Genomic DNA, 10,792 nt, shown 5'->3' with positions numbered 1-10,792 from the left:
CGGCCCTGCAGGGCGGCAGGCCCTGAAAATGCTGTAGAAGAGGCTCATTGTGGGAAGAATCGGAGGTTGACTTGGCGATTTTCAAACTGCCCCTCTCGGGAGACGTCCCTGTCGCAGTCGCTCCCTGGACCGCCTTTTTCAGCCCTTTCGGCAATCAGTACGGCCTCATAAATATCAGTCTCGGGCGCTCCAGCGCGCCGCAGGTGGAGCAGGAAGTGCTCGAAAACGTCGGCAGTTACGGCAAACAGTTGGGCCGCATGGGCGACGCCCTGAGCGTCCTGCTCGACCATTTCGAACCCCAACGTCCGCTGACGCGGGCGGAAAAGAAGGCGATTCGCGTCCTGCGCGAGATGCTCGACGACATCGACGACATCAAGCGCGCCCGGGGACGCCCGCCCTTGCTGGAAAGGACGCCCGAATGACGACAGCCTGCCCCCTGCCCCGCGATTCGATTCGAACGCCGCTCGCTCCGCCGGCCGGGGCGGAGCCGATCGAGTGGCGCGCGAGCGACAGGCTCGTCGGCTACGAAGACGCAGTCTCCGAAATGGAGGCGCGCGTCGCGCGGATCGCCTCAGGCGACGCGCGCGAGCGCGTCTGGCTGCTCGAACATCCGCCAATTTACACGGCCGGCGCCTCCGCCAGGGACGCCGATCTGCTCGACCCGCGCTTTCCGGTGTTTCGCACCGGACGCGGCGGGCAGTTCACTTATCACGGTCCCGGCCAGCGCGTGGCCTATGTGATGCTCGACCTCACGCGCCGGCGCCGCGACGTCCGCGCCTATGTCTGCGGGCTCGAATCATGGCTCATCGCGACGCTCGCCGAATTCGGCGTGAAAGGCGAACGCCGTGAGGCGCGAGTAGGCGTCTGGGTGAAGAGGCCGGACAAGCCGTCCGGCCCCGGCGGCGCGCCCGCCGAGGACAAAATCGCTGCGATTGGCGTGCGCCTGCGCCAATGGGTGAGCTACCACGGCGTCGCGCTTAACGTCGGGCCGGACCTCACGCATTTTTCCGGCATCGCGCCCTGCGGCGTGCGCGAGACGCATCTCGGCGTCACGAGCCTGAGGGATTTGGGCGTGACGGCAGGCATGGCGGAGGTGGACGCGGCGCTACGGCGGAATTTCGAGACGGTCTTCGGCCCGGTCGCCTGACGCAGCGTCAAAGGGTCGGCGCGACGACGAAAACGCCGACGCCTCGCGCCGCGCCCAGATCGCTCTCGCCGGCGGCCTCCTGCCGCACATCGTCCACGCGCGCGGCGGGCGGGCCGCGGCGCGCGGCGTCGAGCAGCGCCCCCACGGCGGCCTCCGGCCCGGCGGCGAGGGCTTCGACCGAACCGTCCGAGCGATTGCGCGCCCACCCCTCGAGCCCGAGCGCATTGGCCTCGCGCACGAGAAAGGCGCGGAAGCCCACGCCCTGCACGCGGCCGGTCACGAAAAAGCGAAGGATGCGCCGGCTCATGCCTGCGCCGCCGCCACATTGTCGATGAGCCGGGTCGCGCCGAGGCGCGCCGCCGCCAGAATGCGGATCGGCCCCTCGTGACGCCGCGCGATCCGCGCCAGCGTCTCCGCGTGGCGCGCCTCGACGTAATCGATCTCGAAACCTGCGCCGACGATCGCCTCGCGCGCCTCGGCCATAACGTGGCCGATGGCCTCTCCATCGGCAATTCGCGCCGCCGCCTCGCTGAGCGCGCGATAGAGCGCCGGCGCGCGGGCGCGATCCTCTGCGGAGAGATAGACGTTGCGCGAGGACATCGCGAGCCCGTCGGGATCGCGCAGCGTCGGCCCGGCGAGAATGCGCGTCGGAATGTCGAGATCGCGCGCCATGCGGCGGATGACGAGCAACTGCTGATAGTCCTTCTCGCCGAAGACGGCGACATCCGCCTGCGCCTGATTGAGGAGCTTCGCCACGACGGTCGCCACGCCCGTAAAATGGGTGGGCCGGAAATGGTCCTCGAGATCGGCCTTCGCCGGTCCGTCGAGCGTCACGGCGGTGCAGAAGCCCGCCGGATACATCTCCGCCACGTCGGGCGCGAAGACGAGATCGGCCCTCACGGCCGCAAGCTTCTCGCAATCCGCCGCCAGCGTCCGGGGATAGCGGGAAAAATCCTCGCCCGGCGCGAACTGGGTCGGGTTCACAAAGATCGTCGTTATGACGCGCCCGGCGTGGCGGCGCGCCTCCTCGACAAGGGAGAGATGGCCCTCGTGGAGCGCGCCCATGGTCGGCACGAGCCCGACGCCCTCGCCGGCCGCGCGCCGCGCGCGAACGTAAGCGCGCATCTCCTCGACAGTATGGACGACGGGAACTTCTGCGCTCATCCACGCGGACCTTTCTTCTGTTCCGAGAGCAAAAAGGAAAGATAGCCGACATAGGCCGGCGGCAGACCCAACGCCTGCGCCGCCGATACGATCTCCGCGAGATAGCCCGGCCAGGCGGCGCCCATGGCCGGCGCGGTCCCGACATAGACCAGCGCGGGCGAGGCGCCGAAGGGCTCCCGCAGCACGGGGAGGATTTTCTTGGCGTAAAGGCCCTGCGCCACCTGCTCGTAACGATCGAGCGCCTTAACGTCCGAAACAGGGACATCCCACAAGGCGCCGTGGACGGCGGCGCGCGGGTCCGGCGCGACGCTCACGAAGCCCGACGGCATGACGACGAACCGCCAGCGCGCCAGCCGCGCCCGGCCGAGCAGCCGCGCGCGCGGACAGCGCCGCGCCATGGCGGCGGCGTCCATATTGGAACCATAGGCGAAATGCAGCGGCACAAGCCCCCTCTCGCGCGACGGCGCAGCCGTGCTATATCACGCCGCGCACGGAAGGGTGGCCGAGTGGTTTAAGGCAGCGGTCTTGAAAACCGCCGTGGGGGCAACTCCACCGTGGGTTCGAATCCCACCTCTTCCGCCAGCTAAGCCATAGCAAACCCCGAAGGCTGGCTGACCAGCGCCGGAAAACTTCGCCATTTCCGAAGGGTTTGCGGTTTCCGACCGAACCTCAGAGACTGCCGAGCGGACTCAAATCCTGTCTCAGAGGCCCTTCCGTCTCATTCCGAGCGAACCTCCCTCGATTTGGTTCGGCCAAAAATCCTCGTCTGTTTTCAATATGTTGAAAAATCCGCGCAAACGTCTAGTTTAGGGTCTGTACCCGATTGAACTGAACGTCGCGCCGTGATTCAAGCTCTTCAGGAGGGCTTGATTCGTGGCGGACAATTTTTGGCTCAGCGATGAGCAATGGGCGGCGATTGCGCCGCATCTTCCGATGGTCCACACCGGGCCCAAGCGCCAGGACGATCGCCGCATCATCAGCGGCATCGTCCATCGGCTGCGCGAGGGCTGCCGATGGCGCGCGCTTCCCGACGAGTATGGGCCGTATACGACGGTCTTCAACCGATACAATCGCTGGAGCCAGCGGGGCCTGTGGCAACGCATATTCTCGGCGCTCGTCGCAAGCGGCGACCCGCCAGCGCTCACCATGATCGACAGTTCGGCGGTCAAGGCGCATCGCTCGGCGAGCGGCGCCAGAAAAGGGGGGCGCAAAATCAAGCCATCGGCCGCTCGCGCGGCGGGCGCACGACGAAAATCCACGCCCTCGTCGACGAAGAAGGACGACCGCACGCCTTCCTGCTGACGGGCGGACACGTCGCCGACGTCACGGGCGCGGCGACACTGCTCGCCGCGACCGCGCCGAGCGAACAAATGATCGGCGACAAAGGCTACGACGCGGATCATTTGCGCCTCTTCCTGCAAGCACGCGGCACGACGCCGGTCATTCCCAATAAAGTCAACCGCAAGCGCCTCTTTCCCTTCGACGCCAAACGCTACCGCCTGCGCAACGTCATCGAGCGGACGTTCTGCCGGTTGAAGGACTTTCGAGCCATCGCCACACGTTACGACAAAACCGCTCGAAACTTCCTCGCTGGCCTGTGCATCGTTGCCGCCCTCCGCTATTGGATCAATTGAGTCCAGACCCTAAGGCATCCCGCTCGCCCTCGGTTTTGTTAAAACCTGTCGTGGGCATACTGATGCGCATTTCTGCGGGCGCAGAACCATGCAGTTCTATACTGGTGATGATAGGCGCGGGCAGGCCAACCTTCTTCAGGTCGCCGTGGGGCTCGCATTAGAACAGAACTCCAGCGCATCACTGCTTCACGCCGGATTTTAGGCTCAGGACTCATTGATTGAGGAAGAAAGTGACGGCTGCTGCGATGCAGATCGCGGAGAAGAAGGTGTGGGCGCAACGGTCGTAGCGGGTTGCGATGCGCCGCCAGTCCTTGAGTTTGGCGAACAGGTTCTCGACTTTGTGGCGCTGACGATAGAGCGCCTTGTCGTAGTCGAGCGGCGTTTTGCGATTGCGCCGTGGCGGAATGCAGGGTTCGGTTCCGCGCGCTTTGAGCGCGTCGCGGAAGGCGTCGCTGTCATAGCCCTTGTCGGCGATCAGCGTTTTGGCCTTCGGTAGGGCGTCGCACATCAGCCGGGCGCCTTTGTGATCGCTCATCTGGCCTTCAGTCAGCATCATGACGAGTGGTTTGCCGGCGCCGTCGCAGACGACATGGAGTTTGGAGTTCAGCCCGCCCTTCGTGCGCCCGATACAGCGGGAAAGAACCCCTTTTTTAACAGGCTTGCCGCCGTGCGATGCGCTTTCAGATGCGTCGAGTCGATCATGATGCGTTCGGGGCTTGGGCTTTCGCCGGCAAGCGCGGCGAAGATGCGATCGAAGACGCCGAGCCGGCTCCAGCGGATGAAGCGGTTATAAAGCGTCTTGTGCGGCCCGTAGCCTTTGGGCGCGTCCTTCCACTGCAGGCCGTGCTTGATCACGTAGACAATGCCGCTGACGACGCGCCGGTCGTCGACGCGCGGAACCCCATGCGCCAGAGGAAAGAATGGCGAAATCCGCGCCATCTGGCGCTGGCTCAGTAAAAACAGATCGCTCATCATCAAGGCCTCCGAATCGGAACCCCTTGTGAATCACAACTCAATCAAATTTAATAGGTCCTGAGCCTAGGCCGTGTGGACGAATTTGATCAAGCAGAGGCCCGCAGCGAAACTGACGATGGACCGGAAGTTTCGGGCTGTCTTTTCGCAGCGTAGGGCGACGCGCTTGAAACGTTTGATGCGTCCCATGCCCTGCTCGATGCGGGCGCGGGCTTTGTAGAGCGTCCTGGCGAAGAATTTCGGTTTGACTTTTTCATTGGCCTTGTGCGGGATGACGGGCGCGACGCCGCGCGCCCTCGCCGCCGCGCGATTGGCCTTGCTGGCGTAGCCTTTGTCGCAAATCGCGGCGCGCGGCTGAATATCGGGGCCGATGTCGAGAAGCGTTTCGAAATGCGGCGCGTCGGCAGCCTCGCCGCCGGTCAGATCGAAAGCGATGATGTCGCCCGACGCGTCCGACTTGGCGTGGATTTTCGTGGTGAACCCGCCGCGCGAACGCCCGAGCGCCTGCGCTTCTTGCCCCCTTTGGCGCCTGCGGCCGATACGTGCGCGCGCACGATGGTTGAATCGAACATCTGGATGAGATGCGCCGTCGAACTCATGGAGGCGAGCGCATCCAAGAAGGCTTCGAACACGCCGGCCTTGCTCAACCGGTCGAAGCGCTTCCAGACGCTGTTCCAGTTGCCGAACCGTTCCGGCAGCGCGCGCCATCGCACGTTTTCGACCGTGAAGAAATGAAGCGCTTCGAGGAAACGGCGGTCATCCTCGCCTTTGCGTCCGCGACGCGGAAGGCAGGCACGAAACACCGCGAGCGTATGCGCCCAGTCTTCCTCATCCATCCGCGTCGACATGGCTTCTGGTCTCCGACTCAGTCGGAGCCCTATGAATCATGCCTGATTCCGCGTGGGAATCCCCAAGCAATCTTCAATCGTCAATTCGTCCACACGGCCTAGCATTACAGTTGCATTATATTTGGAGTTCTGACTCGATGGGACGCCATGATTCGGCAAGGGGATCATGGGATGTCGGGAGCTTCGATCGAAACGACGCTGGAGTTGTGGGCGTCGTCTCTGCGTGACGTGAAGCGTCGGATGCGGCCTCTGTTCACGCAGGAGCGCGTGGCGCGATTGGCGGAGCGCTTTCTGGACGGGTTGCTGGGCGAAGAGCGGCGCAAGACGGGCTGGATGCGCGCCGAAGCGGCGGGCGATCCGGGACCGTGGCGGCAGCAGGCAATTCTGGGTCGCGCGCGCTGGAGCGCGGATGGGCTGCGCGACATTGTGCGCGATTATGCGCTCGAAGCCTTGGCGGACGAAGATGCGGTTCTCGTTGTCGACGAGACGGGGTTTCTGAAGCAGGGTAAGGCCTCCTGCGGCGTCGCACGGCAATATACAGGCTCGGCGGGGAAGATCGCGAATTGCCAGATCGGCGTTTTCGCGTGCTGCGCCACAGAGCGCGGCCATGCGTTCATCGACCGCGAGCTTTATCCGCCCAAGAGCTGGACCGAGGATAAAGCGCGCATGGCCAAGGCGCATATTCCGCAGGAGATCGTCGACAGCGCGTCTGGCGGCTTTGCGACCAAGCCGGCGCTGGCGCTCGCTATGATCGAAAGAGCGATCATAGCGAAGGTCCCATTCTCCTTCGTAGCGGCCAACACAGTCTAGGGCGTCGGCGATATCGAAATGGCCTTGCGGCGCGCTGGCAAAGGCTACGTGCTGGGCGTCAAATCCAACGAGCCGTTCCACTCCTGGGGCAAGTCGAAATTGATTTCGGGCGCAGCCAAAGAAATTGCGGACGGCTTGCCGGCCTCCGCCTGGCGCCGGCTCTCGACGGGCGCGGGGACGAAGGGCGAGCGCCTGCGCGACTGGGCCTATCTCGAACTCGCCGACCTCGACGCGGGCGATTACAACGATGCGCTTGCGGGCGTTTCCTGGACGCGGGGACTTCTGATCCGTCGCAAAATCGCCGACGGCGATCTTGCCTTTTTCACGACATGGGCCCCGAGCGGAACCTCAATCGAAAGGTTGACGAAAATCGAAGGCCGTCGTTGGGCGATCGAAGATAGCTTTGAAACCGCCAAGAACGAACTCGGCCTCGACCACAACGAGACGCGCTCCTGGCGCGGATGGCGCCGTCATGTTTCGCTCGTCATGCTGGCCTTCGCCATGATGGCTGCGATCCGCGCTCACGCCAATGCCGTTGCGCCGCCCCCAAAAACAATCCGCCGCACAAAGACAAGCGCGCGTCGCTTGTCGTCGAAGATTCCCTGATCCATTGGTCGATGCAGGAAATCCGCCGCTTGGCGACGCCCTTGGCGAGAAAACGCATTCGACCCGAGTTTATCATCGCCTGGTCGCTCTGGAGACGAGCCCATCAGGCCCAAGCAAGACGCTCCCACATCAAAATCCAACTGTAATGCTAGGAGTAGACAGAAGAGCGCGCCCTACTCCCCTCAGACCGGACGGTTTTCGCTTCGGTTGCGCACCGGCCCCATCCGTTTGAGCCCCTCCGTATAGGCGATTGCCTCGAAACTGTCAGAGAAAGCGAGCGCGGCGTCAGCGATCGCATCGATCTTGCCGGGGGTCGAAGCGCGTTTGAGCTGCGTCTTGTCGAGATAGAGCAATTCGAGCAGTTCGTTGTAAACGGTCGCTTCATCGATCGGCAGAATATGGAAAGTCGCGCCGTTGATCTCGACGTCATATTTGCTGAGGAGATCGATATTGTTGCAGAAGGCGAAATATTTTCCGTCCGGCGATAACAACCCTTTCAAGACGTCCGCTAGCGCCGTTAGCGATTCGAAAGAATGGAGATAACAGGCGAAGAAAGGGATTATCTCTGGGCCCGCTTCCGCGATGGCGAGAAACTGATCAGCTGAGAGTTCGGGCGGGCGCTTTTCATCGGCGAATTGCGGCGCAAATTTCAGCGCGAGCTCGCCACGAAAACCGATGCGTCCGGGCTTTTCCGTCGGCCCCTTATGCACGGCGTTGAGAAGACGCCCTTCCTGTTCGAGTCTTGCGAAAGCTGTTTCGCCGATCGTCGTCATTTCAGTCTCACCTCTATTTTAGCTAACTGTTGAAGGGCGTCATGGATCGACTGGCAAAGGCTTCCCCGCCTTATGCGCAGCGATCCATTTTTCGAGTTCCATGACATGGCCGCGTTCCTCGTCGACGAATTCCTGGGCGAGGATTTTGATTTCGGGATCGTCCGTCCTGTCGAGAACCTTCTTGTAATAGGCGTAGCCGGCGCGCTCGGCGTCGAGCGCGATATGCAGCGCCTCTTCACGCCCGATGAATGGGTCGGCGGCCCAGATCGCGGCCGTCTCGGGGCTTTCCAGGTCCGGCCAGCGATAGTCGGCGACTGTCATTTCCGGCATGTCCCGAAAGCCTGCGCGCGCCTGGGCGTCGGCGAGATGCAGACGCGAATAATCGGAAAGCCGCCGAAAGAGTTTGCCGACTTCCCGATTGCCGCAGGCATACATAGCGTCCGCCAGTTGGCCGAAGCGGTCAGCCGCCTCGCGTTCTAGTTGAATAGCGTAGGCCAGAAAAGTCTCGACGGTCTCCATCGACGCCTCCCTCCGCGTCAGCTCGCTTTCACGCTTCGCGCCGCCCATTCCTCGTGCGTGACGCCGTCGACGGCATAGATGGTGATGTCGCGGGGCAACGCGGAAAAGTGAGATTGGCCAATACGCGTCTCCTCTAGCCGGGCTTCTCCGTCGTTCCGCATGGCAATGAGCAAGACGCGGACCAGACAGGTGCGGCAAAATGCGCGCCTAGGCTTGGCGATCAGAAACGTGCGCGTAGAACCCCGCACGACATTATTGTCGTCTTTGCGACAATTGTGTCCTAATGGCTTCATTCTGAAGGCGTCAGCTAACCCGTCAAAACTTCTTCACTTTTATACCGTGCTTCTGAAGCGCATAGCTGATCTGGCGGGGCGTCAGGTCAAGCAGACGGGCGGCTTTCGCCTTCACCCAGCCCGCGCGCTCCATGGCGTCGACGAGCTTCTCGTAGTCCGTGCGCGGGTCCTTCTCGATGACGCTGCAATTTTCCGCGCCGGGGCAGGTTTCGGGCGCCGTTTGAGGGACGCTTGCCGGGGCCGCTTCGGCTGGCGCCGGGACAGGCGCCCTTCCCGCCGGGACCGCCACGATGGGGAGCGGCGTGACGCCGGCTGGCCATTTGGCGGAGGCGCCGCCCCACAGGATCGCGGACAGGCACCCGTCCTTGCGGCAGGAAAAGTCATTGTCGACGATCACGTCGCCAGCAGCGAGAGTTGCCGTGCGGTAGATGCAGTTTTCGAGCTCGCGAATATTGCCGGGGAAGCCGCATTCGTTGAGCACCTGCATGGCCGATTCCGAGAAACGACGGCTGCCGCCCTGTTCGGCGTTGAAGCGGCGCAGGAATTCATCGGCGAGTTGCTCCAGATCGCCCTTGCGGTCGCGCAGCGGCGGCAGGAAGATCGGCACGACGCTGATGCGATAATAGAGGTCGGCGCGAAACTCTCCCCGCTGGACGGCTTCCTCCAAATTGCGGTTCGTCGCGCAGATGAGCCGCACGTCGACTTTCAGGGTTCGAGCTCCACCCACGCGCTCGAACTCACCCTCCTGCAGCACGCGCAGCAGCTTCGCCTGGAACTCCGGAGTAATCTCGCCAATCTCGTCGAGAAACAGCGTTCCGCCGTCGGCGAGTTCGAACCGCCCCTTGCGGAGATTGGCTGCGCCAGTGAAGGCGCCGCGCTCATGCCCGAAGAGTTCGGACTCGAGCACGCTCTCGGAAAGAGCGGCGCAATTGAGCTTGACGAAAGGTTTGCCGCGCCGCGGCGACAGATCGTGGATGGCGGCGGCGAAGAGTTCCTTGCCGGTCCCCGACTCGCCGCGCAACAGGACTGTGGATTTGGTCTTGGCGACCACGCGAATCTTCTTGATGACCGCACGCACCGCGGGACTGTCGCCGACGATGCCCTTGAGACCTTCGATCTTCGCTTCCGCGCGGATGGGCCGCTCGGCCTTTTCGCGGCGGGCGCTATCCTGCATCAGTCTTTCGCGGTCGCGCTTGATGAGCTTGTGCAGACGCAGCGTCTGACCGACGAGATTTGCGATCATCGTCAGGAATCGGACGTCGTGATCGAAGAGCACCGACGAACGGCTGCTTCGCGCACGGTCGACCGTCAGAGTGCCGACGACCGTATCGCCGTCCTTGATGGGCACGCCGATCAAGGAGAATGACTGACCGTCTTCCGGTCCCCATTGCGAGAGATCGACACCCTCGAACAAGGGCGAAGCGGCCACGTCCTCGATCACTACCGGCATCTTGGTGGCCACGATCTGGCCGACTGCGCGCTCGGGCAAGCGGTCGAAGAAGAGTTCGGCGGCCCCTTCGCTCCAGCCGGAGCCGACGACCACCTCCGGCGATCCTTTGGCGTCGAGGAGCGCGATCAGGCCGTGGCGCATGTCCAGGAAGCTGGAGAGAAGCGTCAGAACCCCGGCAAGCACGCTCTCAAGCCGCGCCGGGGAGGCCAAAATCTTGGATATTTCGTAGATTCCAACTAGCGCAGTCTCGCCAGAGACCATGGCGCGGGGGGACGGCGCGCCCATCGGCCCGCCGAACTCAAGACCCATGACGGCCTCACATCGTTGTTATTTGGTTTTTGCAGTGCAATCGGCGCGCCAGCCGCTGCGGAACTGCGAATTATGCTAAAAAGCAATCGCTTGCGCCATGAACCGCGGTTTTCGCTCGGCCGGACGAGGGCCGCGACTGAGCAATTTATATCCGCGGCGCCCTTTCTGCCGGCGCCTTCGTCCCTCGCGAAACAAACTCCGAAAAATGTCGCGTTGCCGACATGACGCCGACGCTTTGCGACACGCGCCATCGCCGCGACTGACGCC

11 protein-coding genes, 1 tRNA gene and 3 pseudogenes are annotated in these 10,792 nt (G+C 63.2%); 5 read left to right on the top strand and 10 right to left on the bottom strand.

Annotated elements, in window-relative coordinates:
- Nucleotides 1-71: 71 nt before the first annotated feature.
- On the top strand, nucleotides 72-422 hold the full coding sequence (locus ACV959_RS06210; RefSeq protein ID WP_475739029.1) for a hypothetical protein: 351 nt from the start codon (nucleotides 72-74) through the stop codon (nucleotides 420-422).
- A complete protein-coding gene (lipB, locus tag ACV959_RS06205; RefSeq protein ID WP_475739028.1) occupies nucleotides 419-1,147 on the top strand; it encodes a lipoyl(octanoyl) transferase LipB in 729 nt (242 codons plus the stop codon). The genes ACV959_RS06210 and lipB overlap by 4 nt, the downstream gene beginning before the upstream one ends.
- 7 nt (nucleotides 1,148-1,154) lie before the next feature.
- Here lipB and ACV959_RS06200 read toward each other — a convergent pair whose 3' ends face one another.
- From ACV959_RS06200 to ACV959_RS06190, 3 genes are read right to left on the bottom strand one after another with little or no spacing between them, the layout of a single operon-like run.
- Complete coding sequence (locus ACV959_RS06200) at nucleotides 1,155-1,454, bottom strand: acylphosphatase (RefSeq protein ID WP_475739027.1); 300 nt, start codon at nucleotides 1,452-1,454, stop codon at nucleotides 1,155-1,157.
- A complete protein-coding gene (panC, locus tag ACV959_RS06195) occupies nucleotides 1,451-2,311 on the bottom strand; it encodes a pantoate--beta-alanine ligase (protein ID WP_475739026.1) in 861 nt (286 codons plus the stop codon). The genes ACV959_RS06200 and panC overlap by 4 nt, the downstream gene beginning before the upstream one ends.
- Nucleotides 2,308-2,754, bottom strand: coding sequence for a gamma-glutamylcyclotransferase family protein (locus tag ACV959_RS06190; protein WP_475739025.1), 447 nt, complete (start codon nucleotides 2,752-2,754; stop codon nucleotides 2,308-2,310). The genes panC and ACV959_RS06190 overlap by 4 nt, the downstream gene beginning before the upstream one ends.
- 49 nt (nucleotides 2,755-2,803) lie before the next feature.
- On the opposite strand from ACV959_RS06190, the gene ACV959_RS06185 reads away from it, so the two are divergent.
- Both ACV959_RS06185 and ACV959_RS06180 read left to right on the top strand, forming a co-directional pair.
- Nucleotides 2,804-2,893 (top strand) — tRNA-Ser (locus ACV959_RS06185).
- 291 nt (nucleotides 2,894-3,184) lie between these two features.
- Nucleotides 3,185-3,945, top strand: a protein-coding gene (locus ACV959_RS06180) for an IS5 family transposase (RefSeq protein ID WP_475739024.1) whose coding sequence is annotated in 2 segments (ribosomal slippage) — nucleotides 3,185-3,541 and nucleotides 3,544-3,945 — 759 coding nt in all. Because the reading frame shifts where the segments join, the coding sequence is not laid out codon by codon here.
- A gap of 211 nt (nucleotides 3,946-4,156) precedes the next feature.
- Here the strand turns inward: ACV959_RS06180 and ACV959_RS06175 are convergent.
- From ACV959_RS06175 to ACV959_RS06160, 4 genes and pseudogenes are all read right to left on the bottom strand, one after another.
- The gene (locus ACV959_RS06175; protein ID WP_475739598.1) at nucleotides 4,157-4,720 is read right to left on the bottom strand and encodes an IS5 family transposase; all 564 of its coding nucleotides are present in this window, start codon (nucleotides 4,718-4,720) and stop codon (nucleotides 4,157-4,159) included.
- 26 nt (nucleotides 4,721-4,746) lie between these two features.
- A pseudogene (locus ACV959_RS06170) lies at nucleotides 4,747-4,884 on the bottom strand (transposase); the annotation flags it as partial.
- Nucleotides 4,885-4,983: 99 nt separating this feature from the next.
- Complete coding sequence (locus tag ACV959_RS06165; protein WP_475736756.1) at nucleotides 4,984-5,625, bottom strand: IS5 family transposase; 642 nt, start codon at nucleotides 5,623-5,625, stop codon at nucleotides 4,984-4,986.
- Nucleotides 5,595-5,753, bottom strand: a pseudogene (locus tag ACV959_RS06160) (hypothetical protein); the annotation flags it as partial. The pseudogene ACV959_RS06160 and the gene ACV959_RS06165, both read right to left, overlap by 31 nt.
- Nucleotides 5,754-5,912: 159 nt before the next feature.
- Between ACV959_RS06160 and ACV959_RS06155 the strand changes: the two are divergent.
- Nucleotides 5,913-7,181, top strand: a pseudogene (locus tag ACV959_RS06155) (IS701 family transposase).
- A gap of 182 nt (nucleotides 7,182-7,363) precedes the next feature.
- Here ACV959_RS06155 and ACV959_RS06150 read toward each other — a convergent pair.
- From ACV959_RS06150 to nifA, 3 genes are all read right to left on the bottom strand, one after another.
- Nucleotides 7,364-7,954, bottom strand: coding sequence for a hypothetical protein (locus ACV959_RS06150; protein ID WP_475739023.1), 591 nt, complete (start codon nucleotides 7,952-7,954; stop codon nucleotides 7,364-7,366).
- Nucleotides 7,955-7,993: 39 nt separating this feature from the next.
- Complete coding sequence (locus ACV959_RS06145; RefSeq protein WP_475739022.1) at nucleotides 7,994-8,473, bottom strand: ferritin-like domain-containing protein; 480 nt, start codon at nucleotides 8,471-8,473, stop codon at nucleotides 7,994-7,996.
- Between the two features lie 315 nt (nucleotides 8,474-8,788).
- A complete protein-coding gene (gene nifA, locus ACV959_RS06140; RefSeq protein WP_475739021.1) occupies nucleotides 8,789-10,525 on the bottom strand; it encodes a nif-specific transcriptional activator NifA in 1,737 nt (578 codons plus the stop codon).
- Nucleotides 10,526-10,792: the final 267 nt, after the last annotated feature.

The organism is Methylocystis sp. Se48 (assembly GCF_056269425.1).
This window is presented reverse-complemented; position numbering and strand designations above follow the sequence as displayed.

Coding starts and splice junctions, on each gene's coding strand:
- ACV959_RS06165 (WP_475736756.1), bottom strand. CDS start 5,625: ATGGCGCGCGCTGCCGGAACGGTTCGGCAACTGGAACAGCGTCTGGAA.
- ACV959_RS06150 (WP_475739023.1), bottom strand. CDS start 7,954: ATGACGACGATCGGCGAAACAGCTTTCGCAAGACTCGAACAGGAAGGG.
- ACV959_RS06145 (WP_475739022.1), bottom strand. CDS start 8,473: ATGGAGACCGTCGAGACTTTTCTGGCCTACGCTATTCAACTAGAACGC.
- panC (WP_475739026.1), bottom strand. CDS start 2,311: ATGAGCGCAGAAGTTCCCGTCGTCCATACTGTCGAGGAGATGCGCGCT.
- ACV959_RS06200 (WP_475739027.1), bottom strand. CDS start 1,454: ATGAGCCGGCGCATCCTTCGCTTTTTCGTGACCGGCCGCGTGCAGGGC.
- lipB (WP_475739028.1), top strand. CDS start 419: ATGACGACAGCCTGCCCCCTGCCCCGCGATTCGATTCGAACGCCGCTC.
- nifA (WP_475739021.1), bottom strand. CDS start 10,525: ATGGGTCTTGAGTTCGGCGGGCCGATGGGCGCGCCGTCCCCCCGCGCC.